The sequence below is a fragment of the Variovorax jilinensis genome (assembly GCF_030316885.1).
Classification (GTDB): Bacteria; Pseudomonadota; Gammaproteobacteria; order Burkholderiales; family Burkholderiaceae_C; genus Variovorax; species Variovorax jilinensis.
Genome location: NZ_JASZYQ010000006.1, coordinates 100,326 through 119,573 on the forward strand (window position 1 = coordinate 100,326; position 19,248 = coordinate 119,573).

The window sequence follows — 19,248 nt, forward strand, 5'->3', positions numbered from 1 at the left end:
AGGTGATCGAGAGGGAGCGGGTCCCGGGTGATCCGTATTACAAATAGGTCATACGAATTTGTCAATGCTGGCAACCCCCGGTGGTAGGCTTCGACGACCGAAGCGACATTCCACCTCCATGAATCCCTTACTTTCGAGCACGACTGCGAATACCGGCGACGACGAAGGCACCCTCGCCGATCGCGTGACCGATCTGCTGGAGACCCAGATCCGCGCGGGCGCCTATCCGGTGGGCTCCCGGCTCGCGACCGAGACCGCGATGACGGCGCAGTACGGCGTGAGCCGCACCGTCGTTCGCGAGGCGATCTCTCGCCTGAAGGCCGCAGGACTGGTCGAGACCCGGCAAGGCAGCGGCACGGTCGTGTGCGACCCGAAGGCGTCCGATGCCTTCCGGCTCGACAAGAACGCGATCGACGACCCGGCCGAAGGCGTGCTTCGCATCATCGAGCTGCGGCGCAGCATCGAGGCGGAGATGGCGGCACTCGCTGCCGAACGGCGCACCGCGGGCGAGATGAAGACGATCGAACAGTCGCTCAAGGCGATCGACCTTGCGGTGGCGCGAGGCGGCGACGGCGTGGCCGAAGACCTGGCCTTTCACATGGCGATCTCGCGCGCGACCCACAACAGCCACTACACCGAACTGCTCGGCATGTTGACGCGGGCACTCGAGGACGCGATCCACGTCACGCGCAGCAACGAGGCGCGCCGTGCCGACCTTGCCGCGCAGGTGCGCGAAGAGCATCAGGCGATGTGCGAGGCCATCCGTGCACGCGACCCGTCAGGCGCTCGCGCCGCGGCCTACGGGCACATGTGCAACACGGCCGACCGCCTCAAGCGGGCCGGTCGCGACTTCTGGGCCGGCAGCCGGCGCGACGCCGCGCAGCGCCTGGCGAAGACGCACCTGGGCACGGTCGCGGCCAGGCCCAAGCGCTGAAGAAGCTGTCGGAGGCAGGGACAACCCGCAGACGCGTCGGCTTAGTTGTCTTATATATTCGTCATACAACTTCGAGAGACCGGGCGGCGGACGCTCTTCTCTCGACGCCCATGACAAGCCTTCACTTCGTCTCTGCCGACCTATGAAAAAGTTCGAAGCGATCTTCGTCGCCGCCAATCGCTGGGTGCTCATCGGCCTGCTGGCTGCGATGTCGGTCATCGTGTTCACCAACGTCGTGCTTCGCTACCTCACGGACGGCTCGATCTCGTGGTCCGAGGAAGTGGCGCGTCACATGATGCTGTGGCTGACCTTCCTGGGCGGCGGCCTGGTGCTTCGCAGCGGCGGACATATCGCCATCGACAACCTGCAGGATGCGCTGCCCGCCTCGGGCGCACGCTTCGTGCGCTGGCTGGTGCTCGTCATCATGGTGGCCTTCCTGGGCCTCATGACCTGGTACGGCTGGATCTACGTCGAGCTGACGATGGTGCAGACCACGGCGTCGACCGAGATCCCGATCGGCCTCATCTACGCGGCAATGCCGATCGGCTGCATCCTGATGCTGATCCACCTGGCGCTGATCGCGCCCGAATGGCTTCGTTCCAGGACCTTCGCGGCGGACGAGAACTTCGACGCCACGGCCAGTGCTTCGCTGTAGAAGGGACACAGCGACATGAACATGAGTCTCGTGATGCTCGCCTGCGTGGTTCCCCTGCTCGCGCTGGGCGTTCCCGTGGCCTTCTCGCTGGGCATGGCCTCCTGTATCGCGGTGCTGGCGGTCGGCAGCTTTCCGATGATCGTCATCCTCAAGGAGACCTTCACCGGCATCGACAGCTTTCCGCTGATGGCGGTGCCCTTCTTCATCCTCGCCGCAGAGCTGATGAGCGGCGGGTCGCTCACCCTGGTCCTGCTGCGCTTTGCCGGGCAGTTCGTGGGGCACAAGCGCGGCGGGCTGGGCTACACCAACGTGGTGTCGATGACCTTCTTCTCGGGCATCTCGGGCTCGGCGCTGGCCGATGCCGCCGGCCCGGGTTCGATGCTGATCAAGATGATGGACAACGCCGGCTACGGCCGCGCCTATGCCGGGGCGTTGACGGCTGCGACCGCGATCGTGGGCCCGATCATTCCGCCTTCGATCATCATGATCATCTACGGCCTGCAGGACGAGCGCGTGTCGATCGCCGCACTGTTCGCCGCCGGCCTGGTCCCTGGCCTGCTGATCGCCGTGGCCATGTGCACGGTCAACTTCTTCATCTCGAAGAAGCGCAACTACCGCTCCTCGGGAAGCCTGCCTCCGCTGGCCGAGATCCTGATGAACACCTGGAAGGCGATTCCCGCCCTGCTGCTTCCGGTGCTGATCCTGGGCGGCATGCGCGCAGGGTGGTTCACGCCGACCGAGGCCTCCGTCGTGGCCGTGTTCTATGCCCTGCTGTGCGGCAAGCTCGTCTATCGCACGCTGGAGCTCAAGGCGCTGCCCGGCATCCTGGTGCGTTCGGCGCTGCTCACGGCCTCGGTCCTCATCATCATCGGGTTCTCGGGTGCCTTCGCCTGGATCCTGACCATCGAGCGGGTACCGCACACCGTCGCCGAGATGGTGGTGCAGTGGAATCTCTCGCCGATTGCGCTGCTCATCGCCATCAACATCTTCCTGCTGCTGTTCGGCATCTTCATCGAGCCGCTGCCGGGCGTGATGGTGCTGGTGCCGATCTTGGCACCCGTCACCGCGGCGGTGGGCATCGACCCGATCCACTTCGCCATGATCGTCATCTTCAACCTGACGCTCGGGATGATCACGCCACCGGTCGGCGGGCTGCTGTTCGTGACCTCGAACGTGGCCAAGATTCCGCTGTCGGACCTGGTGCGCGAGCTCAAGCCCTTCCTTCTCGCGCACGGCGTGGTGCTGCTGCTGCTCACGTTCGTTCCTGCCTTCTCGACCTGGCTGCCGCGTGCCATGGGGTTCACCTGAGCCGCGACGGCAGTCCGTTCCATTTCCCTGTCCGGGCCGCCCGCACGCATTCGAGCGCGACGGGCATTCCGGATCCCTGCAAACCTTCCTAGGAGACGAACCATGAAGAAGATGACAGTGATCAGTGCGATCTGGGCCGGATGGATGATGGCCCTGCCAGGTGCGGCGATGGCACAGACCGTGCTGAAGGTCGGCTACGTGCTGCCGACCACCTCGCACTACGGCTACGCGGTGTCGGTGCTCAAGGTCGAGGTGGCCAAGCGCACGGACGGCCGCTACCGGCTCGAGGAGTTTCCGTCGGGACAACTGGGCGGCGAACGCGAGATGGTCGAAGGCGTGCAGCTGGGCACGCTGGACCTGGTGCTGACCTCGACCGGGCCGATCACGAACTTCGTGCCCGATGTCGGCATCCTGGACATTCCGTTCCTGTTCACCGACGGGGCGCATGCCCATCGCGTGCTCGACGGCAAGATCGGCCAGGACCTGCTGGCCAAGTTTCCGTCGCGCGGCCTGATCGGGCTTTCGTGGGCCGACCAGAGCTTTCGCCATCTCACCAACAGCAAGCGACCGGTCAACACGCCCGAGGACGCGAAGGGCCTGAAGGTGCGCACCATGGAGAACCCGGTGCACATCCTCGCGTTCAAGACGCTGGGTGCCAATCCGACGCCGATGTCCTTCCCCGAGGTGTTCGGCGCACTGCAGCAGGGCACCATCGACGGCCAGGAGCAGGCGATCCCGGGCAGTGCCTCCACGAAGATGTCGCAGGTCCAGAAGCATCTGTCGCTCACGGGCCACTTCTTCTCGCCGGCCGTGTTCATCATGTCGCCCAAGGCCTTCAACGCGCTGTCGCCGGCCGACAAGCAGAACTTCCTGGATGCCGCCAAGGCAGCCTCGATGTCGTTGCGCGAATACATGAAGGAAGCCGATGCCAAGGGCGTCGAGCAGATGAAGAAGGAAGGCATGCAGGTCGTCTACGACATCGACAAGCAGAAGTTCCAGGCCGCGCTCAAGCCGGCGTATGACGAGTACGCCAAGAAGTACGGGCAGGCGAACATCGACGCGATCCGCAACGCCAAGTAGATCGCCTGCGACGCACTTCATCAGCCCGATCGAAACTCCTCCGTCATGTCGTCCCAGCCCCCTACCCTGCCTCGCGCGTTCCTCTGCCGCCGCTTCACCGCGCCGGTGGAAGCGGCACTGCACGAACGTTTCGCGCTGACGATGAACGAGGACGACTCCATCCTGTCGGCCGGGCAGATCGCCGGGCTTGCGGCGGGCTGCGAGGTGCTGTTCGTCACGGCCACGGAAAGCATCGACGCCACGGTGATCGCAGCACTCTCTCCCTCGCTGAGGATCATCGCGACCCTGTCGGTCGGCTACGACCACATCGACAGGGCGGCCGCCGGGGAGGCCGGCATCAGCGTGCTGCACACGCCCGACGTGCTGAGCGATGCCTGCGCGGAGATCGCGCTGATGCTGCTGCTCAATGCCTGTCGCCGCGGCCACGAGGCCGACCGGCTCGTGCGCAGCGGCGCCTGGGCCGGCTGGGCGCCGACCCAGCTGCTGGGGATGGGCCTGGTCGGCCGCAAGCTCGGCATCTTCGGCATGGGCCGCATCGGCCGGGCCATCGCGGTCCGTGCGCGCGCCTTCGGCCTCGAGATCCACTATCACAACCGGCAGCGCCTCGCGCCGGCGCTGGAGGACGGCGCCGTCTATCACGAGGCACTCGACGACATGCTGTCGAGCGCCGACATCCTGATGATCGCGGCGCCGGGTTCCCCTTCCCTGCGTGGCACCTTCGATGCGCGGCGCCTCGCGCTGCTGCCGGTCGGCGCGGTGGTGGTCAACATCTCGCGCGGCGACCTGGTGATCGACGATGCGCTGATCGACGCCCTGCATTCCGGCCGCTTGCGCGGCGCAGGCCTCGACGTCTTCGCCAACGAGCCCCGCATCCACCCCGGCTACAGGGCGCTCGACAACGTGTTCCTGTCGCCGCACCTCGGCAGCGCCACCCACGAGACGCGCGACGCCATGGGCTGGCTGCTGATCCGCGGCGTCGAGGCGCTCGCGCGCGGCGAAGAACCCGCCAACCTGCTGCGCTGACCACCACGCCCGCGGCCATTTTCTGAACTGGGATTCGAACCATGAAGAGCTACGACATCGCGACCATCGAGGGCGACGGCATCGGCCCCGAGGTCTGCCAGTCGGCGGTTGCCGTCCTCAAGGAAGCCTGCGGCAGCGAGCTTCTGCGCTTCGAGGCGTTCGACGGCGGCGCTGCGCACTACGCGCGCACGGGTGCGGTGCTTCCCGAGGACACATTCGCGGCCTGCAAGTCGATGCATGCGATGCTGCACGGCGCCGCGGGACTGCCCGGCGTCACCTATGCGGACGGCACCGAGGTCGGCAACGACCTGCACCTGCAGCTTCGCTTCCGGCTCGACCTGTTCGCCAACGTGCGTCCGATCCGGCTGTATGCCGGCGCGGAGTCGCCGCTCAAGGGCTGGCAGCCCGGGCAGATCGACTACGTCATCGTGCGCGAGAACACCGAAGGCCTGTATGCGAGCCGCGGCGGCGGCATCAACCTGCGCGGCGAGGTTTCGACCGATACGCTGGTCATGACGCGCAAGGGGGTCGAGCGGGTCGCGCGCTTCTCCTTCGACCTGGCCCGCAGGCGCAAGGGCGCGCCGCGCGACGGCAAGCGCCGCGTCACGGTCTGCGACAAGGCCAACATCCTGCGCAGCTATGCCTTCTTCCGCGCGATCTGCGACGAGGTGGCGGCCGGCTACGACGATGTCGAGATCGACTATGCGTACGCCGACGCGATCACCGTGCACATGCTCAAGAAGCCCGACTTCTACGACGTCATCGTGGCGGAGAACATGTTCGGCGACATCATCTCCGACCTCGGCGCCGGCACAGTCGGCGGGCTCGGCATCGCCGCGTCGGCCGAACTGGGCGAACGCCACGGGCTGTTCCAGGGCGCGCATGGTTCGGCCCCCGACATCGCGGGCCGCAACCTTGCGAGTCCGATCGCGACCATCCTGTCGGGGGCACTGATGCTGCGCTGGCTCGGCGAACAGCACGCGGACCCCGCCCTGCTCGCGGCCGCCGATCGTGTCGAGCAGGCGGTAGAGGCCGTGCTGGCCGAAGGCGCAACCGTTCCGCGCGACCTCGGCGGCAGCGCCAGCTGCACCGACATGACCGAAGCCATCTGCCGCCGGCTGCGCTGAATACCGGCTCGTCCGCGCCGCCCTCTTCATTCCCAATCCGTCTCCTCCTACTTCTCTTTCAAAGGATCCGCGCCATGTCCATCCCGCGCCAGCACCTCAACCTGATCGACGGCCAATCGAGGCCTGCAGCCTCGGGTGAGGTGATCGAAGTCATCGACCCGTCCGACGGGCAGGTCTTCACCTCCATTCCACGCGGTGCCGACGGCGACATCGACGCTGCGGTGAACGCGGCGCATGACGCCTTCCGACGCGTGTGGCGCAACCAGACCGCGACCGATCGAGGCCGAATCCTGTCGCGCCTGGCCGCCAGCATCCTCGCCCACCAAGACGAACTCTCCGAACTCGAATGCCGCGACACGGGCAAGCCGATGGCGCAGGCCAGGGTCGACATCGCCGCCTGTGCCCGCTACTTCGAGTTCTACGGCGGCGCGGCCGACAAGCTGCATGGCGAGACCATCCCCTACACGGCCGGCAGCACCGTGATGGCGATCCGCGTCCCGCACGGCGTGACCGGCCACATCATTCCGTGGAACTACCCGGCGCAGATCTTCGGCCGCTCGGTTGGCGCATCGCTGGCGGCCGGCAACTGCTGCGTGGTCAAGCCCGCGGAAGACGCCTGCCTGACGCCGCTGCGCGTCGCCGCGCTCGCGCTCGAATGCGGCCTGCCGCCGGGCGTGCTCAACGTGGTCTGCGGCCTGGGCCGCGAGGCGGGGGCGGCCCTGGCGGCGCATCCGGGCATTGCGCACATCTCCTTCACGGGCTCGACCGAGACCGGCGCCACCGTGGCCGAGGCGGCCGCGCGCCGGCACGTCCCGGTCACGCTCGAACTCGGCGGCAAGTCGCCGCAGATCGTGTTCGCCGACGCCGACCTCGGACAGGCGGTGCCGGTCATCGTGAACGCCATCATCCAGAGCGCCGGCCAGACCTGCACCGCCGGCAGCCGCGTGCTGATCGAGCGCTCGATCTACGCCGAGGTGCTGGCACAGATCGGCGCGCGCTTCGACGCGCTGCGGATCGGCCCCGGACTCAGCGACCTCGACTGCGGCCCCCTGGTCAATCGCCGCCAGCAGCACAAGGTGATGGGCATGATCGAATCGGCGCAGGCCGACGGCATCCGCATCGCGGGCCAGGGCAAGCTGGTGGCGGGCGCGCCGGTCGATGGCTGCTACGTGCTGCCGACGCTGTTCGCGGATGTTCCGGCCGGCCATGCGATCGCGCAGAAGGAGATCTTCGGCCCGGTGCTTTCGGCCTTCGCCTTCGAGGGCGAGGACGAGGCCGCCGAGCTTGCCAACGGCACCGACTTCGGGCTCACTGCAGGTGTCTGGACGCGCGACGGCGGGCGCCAGCTGCGCATGGCCCACGCCATCGAGGCCGGGCAGGTGTTCATCAACAACTACGGCGCGGGTGGCGGCATCGAACTGCCGTTCGGCGGCATGAAGCATTCGGGCTACGGACGCGAGAAGGCGTTCGAGGGGCTTCGAGGCTTCACGACCATCAAGACCATCGCCATCAAGCACGGCTGAGCTGCGGCACCACCTACCAGGAGACTCCCCATGAACGAGAAGATCGCATTGTTCGGCGCCGGCGGAAAGATGGGCGTTCGCCTGTCGAAGAATCTCCTGAAGTCGGACTACCGCGTGAGCCACGTGGAGCCCGGCGCCGCGGGCCGCCAGCGCCTGAAGGACGAGCTGGGCCTGGACTGCGTCGAGGTCGATGCGGCATTGGACGGCGTCGACGTCGTGATCCTGGCCATTCCCGATACCCTGATCGGGAAGATCGCCCACGAGATCGCGCCGCGGCTGAAGGCCGGCACCATGGTCATGACGCTCGACGCCGCGGCACCCTTTGCCGGACACCTCCCGGACCGCACGGACCTGACCTACTTCGTCGCGCATCCCTGCCACCCGCTGATCTTCAACGACGAGACGACGGCCGAGGCCCGGCGCGACTATTTCGGAGGCGGCGCCGCCAGGCAGTCGATCACGAGCGCCCTGATGCAGGGGCCGCCCGAGGCCTTCGACCTCGGCGAGGACATCGCGAAGACCATCTACCAGCCGATCCTTCGCTCCTACCGGCTCACCGTCGACCAGATGGCGATCCTCGAGCCCGGGCTGTCCGAGACCGTCTGCGCGACGCTGCTGCAGGTGATGCGCGATGCGATGGACGAGACCGTGCGCCGCGGCGTGCCCGAGCAGTGCGCGCGCGACTTCCTGCTGGGTCACATGAACATCCTGGGTGCGGTGATCTTCAACGAGATACCGGGTGCCTTCTCGGACGCCTGCAACAAGGCGATCACCTTCGGCAAGCCCCGCCTGATGCGCGACGACTGGCTCAAGGTCTTCGATCGCGAGGAGATCGCCGAGAGCATCCGCCGGATCACCTGACAGGCAGGCCCGCGGTGTCCGAACGCATTCACGCCACCTACTGGCTGGAGACCGGCGGCGATCCCGCGCACGCGGCCGAGGTGATCGCGGGCGAGCAGTCGAGCGGCACCTTCGTCGCGCTGGCTGCCGAGACACCCGAACTCAAGGCGCGCGCCGGCGCGCGCGTCGAACGGCTCGAGCTGCTCGACCACGCCTCGACGCCCAGCCTGCCGACGCCCGTTCACTCGGGCCGCTACACGCGCTGCCTGCTCGAGCTGTCGTGGCCGCTCGCCAATCTCGGCCCCTGCCTGCCGTCACTGATGGCGACCATTGCGGGCAACCTGTTCGAACTGCGCGCTGTCACGGGGCTGCGCCTCGTCGATCTGCAACTGCCCGCCGCGTTCGCTGCCGCCTACCAGGGCCCGGCGTTCGGCGTGGCCGGCACCCGGCGCCTGGCGGGAGTGCCGCAGGGCCCGCTGATCGGCACCATCATCAAGCCCAGCGTCGGGCTGTCGGCCGAGGAGACCGCCGCGCAGGTGCGCCTGCTGGTGGAAGGCGGCATCGACTTCATCAAGGACGACGAGCTGCAGGCCGACGGTCCGCACTGCCCGTTCGACGATCGCGTGCGCGCGGTGATGAAGGTGGTGCGCACCGCCGCGGACCGCAGCGGCAAGAAGGCGATGGTGGCCTTCAACCTCACGGGCAGCCTCGACCAGATGCGGCGCCGCCACGACCTCGTGCTGTCCGAAGGCGGCACCTGCGTCATGGCCAATCTGAATTCCATCGGCATCGTCGGCATGCAGGAACTGCGGCGGCACGCCCAGTTGCCGATCCATGCGCATCGTGCCGGCTGGGGCTACCTCACGCGTTGCCCGCAGCTCGGCTGGGACTACGCGCCGTGGCAGAAGATCTGGCGCCTGCTCGGCGCCGATCACATGCACGTCAACGGCCTCGGCAACAAGTTCAGCGAGCCCGACGACAGCGTGATCGCCGCGGCGCGCTCGGTGCTCGCGCCGGCGATGGCCGCCGCTCCGATGTCCGCCATGCCGGTGTTCAGCTCGGGCCAGACCGGCCTGCAGGCGGCCGGCACCTTTGCCGCGCTGGGATGCACCGACCTGATCCACACGGCCGGCGGCGGCATCTTCGGCCATCCGCAGGGTGTCGCGGCGGGCGTCGAGGCGCTGCGTGCGGCCTGGCAGGCCGCGGTCGAAGGCGTTCCGCTCGCGCAGCGCGCGGCGCAGGTGCCGGCGCTGGCCGCCGCGCTGGGCTTCTGGCGATGAGCGAAGCCGGGCTGCCGCCGGGATTGCTGCTCGCCTACTACGGCGACGACTTCACGGGCTCCACCGATGCCCTGGAAGCGATGACGGCGGCCGGCCTGCAGACCGTGCTGTTCCTGCGCACTCCCACGCCGGACATGCTCGCGCGGTTCGCCGGTGTGCGCTGCATCGGCATCGCGGGTTCGTCGCGCGGCCGCAGCCCCGAATGGATGGCGCGCGAACTGCCGCCCTCTTTCGAGGCACTGGCGGCGCTGGACCCGCCGATCCTGCACTACAAGGTCTGTTCGACCTTCGACTCATCCGCCACCACGGGCTCCATCGGCCGGGCGATCGACATCGGCGTGCGGCACCGCAGCGGCCGCTGGTCGCCGTCGATCGTCGGCGTGCCACGGCTCAGGCGCTACCAGGCCTTCGGCAATCTCTTCGCCTCGGTCGACGGCAGTGCCCATCGGCTGGACCGGCATCCGACGATGTCGCGTCACCCGGTCACGCCGATGACGGAAGCCGACCTGCGTCGGCACCTGTCGACACAGACCGAGCGCCGGCTCGAACTCGTCGACCTGGTTCAGCTGCGGCTGCCGGATGCCGCCCAGCGCGTCGAAGCGCTGTCCGGGCCCGACGTCCCCGTGGTGTTCATCGACGTGCTCGACGACGAGACGCTGGAGGCCGCCGGCCGCCTGGTGTGGGAGCAGCGCGGCACCGGCCTCTTCAGCGCGTCGTCGTCGGGGCTGCAGTACGCGCTGGCCGCCCACTGGAGGCGGCAGGGCTGGCTGCCCGAACCCGACCCGATGCGTGCCTGTGCGCCCGTACCGGCAATCGCGGCCGTCAGCGGCAGCTGTTCGCCCGTGACCGCTGCGCAGATCGCCTGGGCCCGCGCGCGGGGCTTCTGTACCGAGCGCCTGGACATCGCACGGGTGCTGGACCCAGCCCGGTGCGATGCAGAGCTCGAACGCGTCGCCGGCATCGCGATCGATGCCTTATCGCGCGGCACCAGCGCCATCGTCTTCACGGCCGAAGGCCCGGACGATCCCTGCGTTCGTGGATTTGCAGCGATCGCCAGCGCGGCGGGCCTGAGCCACGCCGATGCTGCCCGGGGAATCGGGGCCGCGCTCGGCGCTGTCATGCGGCGCTTGCTCGACCGGACGGCGTTGACGCGCGTGGTGGTGGCCGGCGGCGACTCGTCGGGCGAAGTCGCGAGCGCGCTCGGCGTCGACGCCCTGACTGTCGTCTCGGCACTGGCACCGGGCGTGCCGCTGTGTCGGTGCTGGGCCGGCTCGTCCGATCGCGAGGGTCTCGAGATCGCGCTCAAGGGCGGCCAGATGGGGGCCGTGGACTTCTTCGGCATTGCGCGCGACGGCACGGGCTGAGGGTCGGCACGCGGACTGTCGACCGCAGTCCAACGCGCTCGTCGCATAGAGGGTTTCCCCTCTCATTTCGTGCAGCTCAGCCCGTCAAGATACATACCGACCAACCGGTATGTATCCACCAACGGAGGCAACTTCATGCGAACCATCGACGTGGCCGCGGCAAAACGCCGTGCGATGAAATATGTGCTCACCCACCCGTACGAACGGGACTACTGGGAGAAGGCGATGGCGATCACTTCCGTCCTGGCTTGGGACGACGCCGAGGAGGTCGCAGAGATTCGGAATTGGATCGATCGTGCGGTCGAGACGCAGACGTCGAACGGCGACCTGAACTACGCTGACCCCCTGGACCTGCCGGCGGGTCATGTGCGGACGTTCACGCCGACCTCCAGTCTCCCGTGCAGCCTGGGCTACCCGCTTTTGCTGATGCATCAGCGCACCGGAGATGCCTCCTACCTCGAGGCCGCCCGTCTACAGGCGGAAGCACTCGTGCGGACCAGCCGTACGTCGGAAGGCGGCATCTGGGCACGCAAGGAAGGCCCGGAGTTGTGGGTCGACTTCCTCTACATGATGTGCCCGTTCCTGATTCTCTACGGGCAGATCAGCGGCGAGACATCGTATGTCGACGAGGCATTCAAGCAGTACGACGTCCACGTTCGACACCTCGTGGATCCCCATCAGGGGCTGACCCGGCACGCGTGGTGTGAAACGCCAAACCACTACCCGCAGTCGACCTTCTGGGCGCGCGGCAATGGCTGGCTGGTCTGCGTGTCGATGGACATGCTGGCTCTTGCGCCCGATCACAAGGGCGCGGCACAGGTGCGCGAGGTGGGTGTGCGGGCGCTCAAGAAGATGGCCGAGTACCAGGACCGCAGCGGCTACTTCCACCACGTGCTCGACGACGTCGGCACGAAGCTCGAGGCATCGAGCACAGTGATGTTTGCGCTGGCCGCGCAGAACGCAGTCCAGCGAGATCTCGTCGACTCGACGTTCACCGACAAGGCACTTCGTGCCGTGCGTGTGGTCGCCGCCTCGGTGGACGAATCCGGCGCAGTGCCCGGGGTCGCCGTTCCGCCCGGCGGCCCCGGCGTACCGTTCGGGACCACCCTCTTCGGCCAGGGCTTCTTCCTGCTCGCGGCGCATGCCCTGAAGCAGCAACTCAACGTGCTCTGAGCGCACCGACCATCCAGTCACACGCAGAGGTGAACTTCAATGCCTGAACTCATGGAGTATCTCGTGCGCGGGGTGCTGATCGGCGTCACCTATGGGCTACTCGCCTACCCGATCAGCCTGCTGTTCGTCGCCACGGGCACGGTGGACCTGGCCGTCGGCAGCTATGCGGTATTGGCCGGCGCGGTTGCCATGGCCCTTCCCGCGCCATATGGCTTGGTCGCGGCCGTGCTGATCGCAATCTTTGCTGCGTCACTGGTGGGCATCATTTCCACCATCCTCAACTCCCGAAGAGGGGGCGATGCGCTGGCATCCGTGCTGGCGAGCTTCGGCTTCGCCATCATCCTCGAGTCCGTCGTGCTGACGGCCTTCGGGAAGGACCCGATGGTCCGCCAGCAGTTCGGCACATTCTGGAATGTGATGGGGATACGCGTGAGTCCCCAAGCGGCAGTCAATGCAGTCACCGGACTGCTCATCCTCTGCGGCGTCTTCGTGCTGCTCTACCGCACGCCCTGGGGCCGGATCATGCGCGCGACCGCGGTCAATCCGCGAGGGGCCACCCTTGCCGGCCTTCCGGTGACGAGCGTGCAGTTCTCGGCCTATGTGATGTCCGGCGTGCTCGCCGGCATCGCAGGCATTCTGATCCTCTACACCTCGGGGCTGGACTTCGCGTCAGGCCTGCCGCTGACGCTCAAGTCTCTCGGCGCCGCGATCCTTCTGGGCCTGGGCAATCCGCTGCGCGGCTTCTTCGGGGGCGTCGCGATCGGAGTCGTCGAGGCCTTGAGCGTCGGCTACGCACCGCAGTCGGTGGGGACGCTGCTCCCCTACATCTTCATCTTTGTCGTGCTGTGCACGGCCGGCGCGAGTCGTGCCAAGGTTCACGGTCTGCGGGCCTGATCGCCATGAACGCACGCACTACGCTCGCGCCCGCGCTCGGTCTGGCACTCCTGGTCGGTGCAATCGCACCGATGATCGCCGGCAGCCCGACACTCGTCGACACGGCGATCGTCATCGCGATCTACGGGCTGATCGCGCTGTCGGTCGGCGTGACCTACGGCATGACCGGTCTGCTGAGCGTCGCGCAGGCATCGCTGGCCGCCGTCGGCGCCTACGTGACCGCGATCCTCAGCGCCAACTTCGGCTGGTCGCCATGGCTCACCGCGCCGCTCGCGATCCTTGCGCCCGCCGCCTTCGCCTACCCGTTCGCAAGAGTGGTGACGCGCCTGTCTCCGCTGGCGCTGGCCATCGCGACACTCATGTTCGGCTATGCCTTCGATATTGCAGTGCGTGAAGGCGGCGACCTGACTGGGGGCTACATCGGCCTCTCGGGCATTCCCACGGCGCCCGGAGTGGAAAGCCCCATCGCCTACTACGCGCTTGCATGGGGCGTCGTGATCGTCGCGGTGGCGGGCTACACCATCATCCGGCAGTCCCACATCGGCGCTGCGCTGCGCACCATACGAAGCGACGCGCTGCGGGCGTCCGCCGACGGCATCGACGTGCCGCACCTGCGGAGCGTCTCGATGGCGATCGGCGGCGCGCTCGCGGGTGCCGCGGGCTGGCTGTATGCGCATCACCTGACCTACCTCGGCCCGGAGTCGCTCGGCCCGGCACTGTCGCTGTCGGCCATTCTGATGGCGGTGGTGGGCGGGGTGCGCAGCGTGACAGGGCCGCTGCTTGGGGCCGCATTGCTCACGCTGGTCCACAAGTTCATTCCGGGACAGGAAGTGCTGGGGATCTTCTACGGCAGCGCGATGATCATCTGCCTGCTGATCGCGCCCGAAGGACTCACGGGGCTGCTCTCGCGCGGCTGGCGTCGTGCTCGTCACCGCAGCACTCCCGTCGCCGCCACGTCCGAGCGGCAAGAGATCAACCTGCCACAGCATGCGGCAGCCGCGGGGGACCGGCCATGAAGCTCGAGGCCTGCAATGTGGTGGTGCGATTCGGCGGCGTGGTCGCGGTGGATGACGTGTCCGTCGCGCTCGCGCCCGGACGGATCGTGTCGGTCGTCGGTCCTAACGGCTCGGGCAAGAGCACGCTGTTCAACGCCATCACGGGCCTGGTGCCGATGGCGCAGGGCGAGGTGCGAATCGACGGTCGGTCCCTGCTCGATCTCCCGATGAACAAGCGAGTTCGAAGGGGCATCTCGCGGACCTTCCAGACGCCACGCTTCGATCCGGACATGACGGTGCGCGAAACCGTGCTGTGTGGCTACTTCCCGTTGCGCCGGACCGGCCTGCTCGCCGTCTGCCTGCAGACGTCCGCAGCCCGGCGCGAGGCCGCGGAGATGCACGACCGCTGCGACGCGCTGCTCGAGAGCTTCGGCCTGGCCGCCTATGCCCGCACGCCTATGTCCGACCTTCCGATCGGGCAGATCCGGCTGGTCGACGTCGCTCGCGCGGCGGCGGCCCAGCCGCAGTACCTGCTGCTCGATGAACCCGCGGCGGGGCTGACCACTGCCGAACAGACGATGCTCTCCAACGAGGTCCGGCGCGTGGCCGCCTCGGGCGTCGGCGTGCTGCTGGTGGAGCACAACTTCGAGTTGGTGTGCCAGTTGGCCGAGCACCTGATCGTGCTGGAACGCGGCCGCATGTTGCTCGAAGGCACGCCCGACGTGGTCAGCGCGGATCCGTTCTTCCGGCGCGCGTACCTCGGCGTGACCGAAGAACTCGAAGGAGCAGCGGCATGAGCGCAGCTTTCGACGGCGCGGGCGCCTCGCGCACGCTGGCGCCCGCAATCGAGGTGAGGCGACTAACGGCTTTCTACCAGCGCGTGGAGGTTCTGCACGGCATCGATTTCTCACTGGCGCCGGGTCAGTTGATGGCGTTGCTCGGCGCGAACGGTGCCGGCAAGTCCAGTCTCCTGGGCGCGGTGGCCGGGGTCGTGAACTCCAAGGGTTCGGTGAAGGTCGACGGGAGCGAACTGTCCGGCGTGGCGCCCCACATCCGGGCCCGCTCGGGTGTCGCGCTGGTGCCCGAGGTGCGCGGCAACCTGTTTCCGGCGCTGTCGGTGCAGGAGAACCTCGAACTCGCGTACAGGGCACTGGAGGTCGGCGCGGCGCGAGGCCTGCACGAACAGGTGCACGAGATGTTTCCGATCCTGCGCGAACGCGCCGATGCGCAATGCGGCATGTTGAGCGGCGGCGAGCAGCAGATGCTCGCGATCGCGCTGGCGCTCGGCCGGCGGCCCAGGGTACTGCTGCTCGACGAGCCGACGCAAGGGCTCGCGCCCTCGGTGCTGCCGATCCTTCATCGCGCCTTCGCGGCGCTGAAGGCGCAGGGACTCGCGATCGTGCTCGCCGAGCAGAACCTGCCGTTCGCGGCGCGCTGCGCCGACTCGTTCGTGGTGCTCGCGGGCGGCCACGTTTCGCTGCGCGGGGCGGGCACCGACCTGAAGGATCAAGAGCGGCTCATGGCCGCCTACATGGGCAGAGAGACCACAGGAACCGTATCGTGACCACTGAACAGAAAGAAGGGCCGCTGTCCGGCATTCGTGTCATCGACCTCACCCGACTGGCGCCAGGACCGTACTGCACCATGCTGCTGGCCGACCTGGGAGCCGAGGTGATCGTCGTCGCCGGCGGCCGCGCGGGGGTGGCAGTGCCGGAGCTGTCGCGCGGCAAGCGCTTCGTCTCGCTCGACCTCAAGAGCGATGCGGGGCGAGAGGCGCTGGCTCGCCTGTGCGACCAGGCGGACGTCGTTATCGAGGGTTTCCGGCCCGGCGTGGCCAGCCGCATCGGCGCCGATCCGGACGAGCTTCGGCGCCGCAATCCGCGCCTTGTGTATTGCTCGCTCACGGGATACGGACAAGACGGTCCGCGCGGATCGGCCGCGGGCCATGACATCAACTACCTGGGACTGTCCGGCGCGATGGGCGCGGCGGGTCCGGCCGGCGACCGCCCGTATCCACCGCTCAACCTGCTGGCGGATTTCGGCGGCGGCGGGTTGCTGGCCGCCTTCGGCATCGTGGCGGCGATCGTCGAGCGTCAACGCACGGGCCAGGGCCAGAAGATCGACGCCGCGATGATCGATGGCTGCGTCTCGATGATGGCGATGCACTATCCGCTGTGGAAGAGTGCCGTGATGCCCGCGCGGGGCGAGGGCCTGATCACCGGCAGTGCGCCCTTCTATCGCACCTACGCCTGCCAGGACGGACGCTTCGTCGCTGTCGGTGCGCTCGAGCGCGCCTTCTTCGTCAGCCTCTGGGCCATCCTTGAACTTGGCGAGCCGCCCGACCACATGAACACCGGCAACTGGCCCGCGATCGAGGCCGCCCTAGGTGCTCGATTCATGGCAGCCGACAGGGACCATTGGGCAGTGCTCTTCATGCGCACCGATGCCTGCGTGACGCCGGTGCTGGAGCCGCACGAGGTCTGGGACGAGCCGCAGGTCAGGTCGCGCCTCGCGGCGGATGCGCCACGGAGCGTTCCCGTGGTGCCGAAGTTCGAACGCGTCGCCGCCGCGGTCAGCCAGGTCGACATGTCCGACCGGACGCAGGAAGTGCTTGCCGAATTCGGGCTCGAAGCGGAACTCATCGCCCGGGTGCGATCCGAGGCCAGCCCCGCCGAGTCCACCGGTCTGCAGTGGCCGCCCCAACTGAGCTAGCAAGGAGCAATCATGAAGAGAGACCTGGACGTGACGTCCGCCTACGACGAGTTCCGCAGCATGGTGGTCCGGATCACGCGCGAACGCGTCGTTCCGCACGCCGCAACCATCGACCGCGAAGCCCGTCCTCCGCTCGAGGCGGTGGCGGCCTTTCGTGAAGCGGGCCTGATGGGGCTGCCCTTTCCCGAGGCGCTCGGAGGCCAGGATGGCGACCTGATGACGCAGACAATTGCAGTCGAGGAAGTCTCGCGCGGCTGCGCCTCGTCGGGGCTGACTCTCATGACCGGCTGGGCGGCGCTCGACCCACTCGCACGATTCGGCTCCGAATCGCTGAAGGCGCAGATTCTTCCTTCAGTGGCCTCCGGAGAAAAGATTGCGGGATGGTGCCTGACCGAGCCGCACGGTGGGTCGAACGTGGCCGGCATCAAGACGCGCGCGCGACTCGAGCGCGGACAGTGGGTCATCGACGGAACCAAGCGGTTCATCACGAACGCCGGCTGGGCGGAGTGGTACTTGGTACTCGCCAAGACCGACGAGAAATCCATGGGCATCTTCATGGTTCACAAGGACGATCCCGGCATCCGGTTCGGCAAGCAGGAAGACAAGATGGGTCTGCGAGGCAGCCCGACCGCCGACGTGATATTCGAGGACTGCCGCATTCCGGAGGATCGTGTCGTGGGCGATGCAATCGGCGGTTACGCGCGGATGATGGTGTCGCTGTCCATCTCGCGGCCCCTGATCGCCGCGCAGGCGCTGGGCATCGCACAGGGGGCACTGGACGAGGCCGTTGCGTATACCAAGACGCGTTCGCCCTTCGGGCAGCCTGTCTCGCGCTATCAGCTCACGCGTGCGATGGTCGCGGACATGGCGGTCAAGGTCGAAGCATCGCGTGCCGTGTTGTACCAGGCGGTGCAGATGATCGAGAGCGACCCCGAGAAGGCCCGCGTCTTCGCTTCGATGGCCAAGCTGCTGTGCAGCGACACCGCGATGGAAGTCACCACGCAGGCAGTGCAACTGCATGGCGGATATGGCTATCTGAAGGATTACCCGGTCGAGCGAATGATGCGTGACGCCAAGATCACCCAGATCTACGAAGGCACGAACCAGATCCAGCGAATGATCATCGCCAAGCACGTCTACCAGGACTGAAAGGAACTGAAATGGGCGTTCTCAGCGATTGCCTCGTGGTCGAGATGAGCGAGGTCTTCCAGGCACCGGTTGCGACTCAGGTGCTCGGCGACCTGGGCGCCGACGTGATCAAGGTCGAGCGCGTGGATTCGGGCGAGATCCTGCGCCGCATGGACCCGGTTGCGCTCGAGACGGGACGGATCAGCTCCTACTTTGCGGCCGTGAATCGCAACAAGTTCTCGATCACGATGGACCTCAAGAGCGAGCAGGGCAAGGCGGAGCTGTCGAAGCTGCTTGCTCAGGCCGACGTGTTCGTCCACAACTATCGCCCGGGCGCGATGGAGCGGCTCGGCTTCGGGTACGAGGCACTGGCCGCGGCGAACCCGCGCCTGGTCTACGCGGCCGCGACCGGCTACGGCGCTTCCGGCCCGCTCGCCATGCAGGGCGGACAGGACATGGTGATGCAGTCGATCACGGGCATGGCGATGGCCGCGAGCGGGTCCGACGGCATTCCGCGCTTCGCCAACGCGCCGTCGATCGACTTCGCATCCGGCATGATCCTCGCGCAGGGTGTCCTCGCGGCGTTGCTGGCGCGCGAGAAGACCGGACGCGGCCAGCGCGTGAGCATCTCCCTGCTCGACACCGCCATTGCCATCCAGAGTCTCGAAGCCGCATCGCAGTTGATGTACGGATACGAAACCAGGTGGCTCGAGCGCGGCCTGAACTTCGTCTTTCCCACACGGGACGGCTGGCTGACCGTGCTGGGATTCTTTCGCGAGAATCCGTTGTCGCTGATGTGCCGGGCGATGGATCTTCCCGACGAAAGCCTGCGCCCGGACCTCGCGACCGTTGCGCAGCAGATCGAACATCGCGACGAAATCTATGCGCTGCTGCGGCCCAGCGTGGCAGCCTTGGCCCGGGACGAGGCCTATCGTCGGTTCTGCGCAGCGGACGTGCTGTGCGCGCCGATGCTGACGCTTGCCGAAGCCCTGGATCACCCCCAGGTGCGCCACAACGGAATGGTCGTCACCGTTCCCGTGGCGGGTCAGTCTGAAGCCGAGGTCGTGGCCAACCCGCTGCGGCTGTCGGATACCCCGCTCACCATTCGCAGGGGGCCGCCGCTGCTCGATGCGGACCGCGAAGAGATCCGGCGCCGGTGGCTCGGTGCCGCCGTGGAGCCTGCAAGCCCGTCGACTTCCGACGCTACCTGAG

18 protein-coding genes are annotated in these 19,248 nt (G+C 67.5%); all 18 read left to right on the plus strand.

Annotated features, from left to right (window positions below):
- The first annotated feature begins 118 nt into the window (after positions 1 to 118).
- Positions 119 to 934 (plus strand): FadR/GntR family transcriptional regulator, encoded by an 816-nt coding sequence (locus QTH87_RS20830; protein ID WP_286611960.1) that lies wholly within the window; start codon positions 119 to 121, stop codon positions 932 to 934.
- A 142-nt stretch (positions 935 to 1,076) separates the two neighbouring features.
- The gene (locus QTH87_RS20835; RefSeq protein WP_286611962.1) at positions 1,077 to 1,589 is read left to right on the plus strand and encodes a TRAP transporter small permease; all 513 of its coding nucleotides are present in this window, start codon (positions 1,077 to 1,079) and stop codon (positions 1,587 to 1,589) included.
- A 21-nt stretch (positions 1,590 to 1,610) separates the two neighbouring features.
- Positions 1,611 to 2,897: a TRAP transporter large permease gene (locus QTH87_RS20840; protein WP_286612096.1), complete on the plus strand. Its 1,287-nt coding sequence runs from the start codon at positions 1,611 to 1,613 to the stop codon at positions 2,895 to 2,897.
- Positions 2,898 to 2,999: 102 nt separating this feature from the next.
- Positions 3,000 to 3,977: a TRAP transporter substrate-binding protein gene (locus tag QTH87_RS20845; protein ID WP_286611963.1), complete on the plus strand. Its 978-nt coding sequence runs from the start codon at positions 3,000 to 3,002 to the stop codon at positions 3,975 to 3,977.
- Positions 3,978 to 4,022: 45 nt separating this feature from the next.
- Entirely contained in the window at positions 4,023 to 5,000 is a 978-nt protein-coding gene (locus QTH87_RS20850) for a 2-hydroxyacid dehydrogenase (protein WP_286611964.1), read from the plus strand.
- A 41-nt stretch (positions 5,001 to 5,041) separates the two neighbouring features.
- A complete protein-coding gene (locus tag QTH87_RS20855; protein ID WP_286611966.1) occupies positions 5,042 to 6,127 on the plus strand; it encodes an isocitrate/isopropylmalate dehydrogenase family protein in 1,086 nt (361 codons plus the stop codon).
- A gap of 74 nt (positions 6,128 to 6,201) precedes the next feature.
- Positions 6,202 to 7,650 carry an aldehyde dehydrogenase family protein gene (locus tag QTH87_RS20860; protein ID WP_286611968.1) on the plus strand — a complete coding sequence of 483 codons (1,449 nt, stop codon included), beginning with the start codon at positions 6,202 to 6,204 and terminating at the stop codon, positions 7,648 to 7,650.
- Positions 7,651 to 7,680: 30 nt separating this feature from the next.
- On the plus strand, positions 7,681 to 8,511 hold the full coding sequence (locus QTH87_RS20865) for a phosphogluconate dehydrogenase C-terminal domain-containing protein (RefSeq protein ID WP_286611970.1): 831 nt from the start codon (positions 7,681 to 7,683) through the stop codon (positions 8,509 to 8,511).
- Between the two features lie 14 nt (positions 8,512 to 8,525).
- The gene (locus tag QTH87_RS20870) at positions 8,526 to 9,770 is read left to right on the plus strand and encodes a ribulose-bisphosphate carboxylase large subunit family protein (protein ID WP_286611972.1); all 1,245 of its coding nucleotides are present in this window, start codon (positions 8,526 to 8,528) and stop codon (positions 9,768 to 9,770) included.
- Entirely contained in the window at positions 9,767 to 11,134 is a 1,368-nt protein-coding gene (oiaK, locus tag QTH87_RS20875) for a 3-oxo-isoapionate kinase OiaK (protein ID WP_286611973.1), read from the plus strand. Before QTH87_RS20870 ends, oiaK begins: the two co-directional genes overlap by 4 nt.
- A gap of 135 nt (positions 11,135 to 11,269) precedes the next feature.
- Positions 11,270 to 12,307 carry a glycoside hydrolase family 88 protein gene (locus QTH87_RS20880; RefSeq protein ID WP_286611975.1) on the plus strand — a complete coding sequence of 346 codons (1,038 nt, stop codon included), beginning with the start codon at positions 11,270 to 11,272 and terminating at the stop codon, positions 12,305 to 12,307.
- Positions 12,308 to 12,346: 39 nt separating this feature from the next.
- A complete protein-coding gene (locus QTH87_RS20885; RefSeq protein WP_286611977.1) occupies positions 12,347 to 13,201 on the plus strand; it encodes a branched-chain amino acid ABC transporter permease in 855 nt (284 codons plus the stop codon).
- 5 nt (positions 13,202 to 13,206) lie between these two features.
- The gene (locus tag QTH87_RS20890; protein WP_286611978.1) at positions 13,207 to 14,217 is read left to right on the plus strand and encodes a branched-chain amino acid ABC transporter permease; all 1,011 of its coding nucleotides are present in this window, start codon (positions 13,207 to 13,209) and stop codon (positions 14,215 to 14,217) included.
- A complete protein-coding gene (locus tag QTH87_RS20895; protein WP_286611979.1) occupies positions 14,214 to 14,993 on the plus strand; it encodes an ABC transporter ATP-binding protein in 780 nt (259 codons plus the stop codon). The genes QTH87_RS20890 and QTH87_RS20895 overlap by 4 nt, the downstream gene beginning before the upstream one ends.
- Positions 14,990 to 15,760, plus strand: coding sequence for an ABC transporter ATP-binding protein (locus tag QTH87_RS20900; protein WP_286611980.1), 771 nt, complete (start codon positions 14,990 to 14,992; stop codon positions 15,758 to 15,760). Before QTH87_RS20895 ends, QTH87_RS20900 begins: the two co-directional genes overlap by 4 nt.
- Positions 15,757 to 16,908 carry a CaiB/BaiF CoA transferase family protein gene (locus QTH87_RS20905; protein ID WP_286611981.1) on the plus strand — a complete coding sequence of 384 codons (1,152 nt, stop codon included), beginning with the start codon at positions 15,757 to 15,759 and terminating at the stop codon, positions 16,906 to 16,908. The genes QTH87_RS20900 and QTH87_RS20905 overlap by 4 nt, the downstream gene beginning before the upstream one ends.
- Positions 16,909 to 16,920: 12 nt before the next feature.
- Complete coding sequence (locus QTH87_RS20910) at positions 16,921 to 18,057, plus strand: acyl-CoA dehydrogenase family protein (RefSeq protein ID WP_286611982.1); 1,137 nt, start codon at positions 16,921 to 16,923, stop codon at positions 18,055 to 18,057.
- Positions 18,058 to 18,068: 11 nt separating this feature from the next.
- Positions 18,069 to 19,247: a CaiB/BaiF CoA transferase family protein gene (locus QTH87_RS20915; RefSeq protein WP_286611983.1), complete on the plus strand. Its 1,179-nt coding sequence runs from the start codon at positions 18,069 to 18,071 to the stop codon at positions 19,245 to 19,247.
- Position 19,248: the final 1 nt, after the last annotated feature.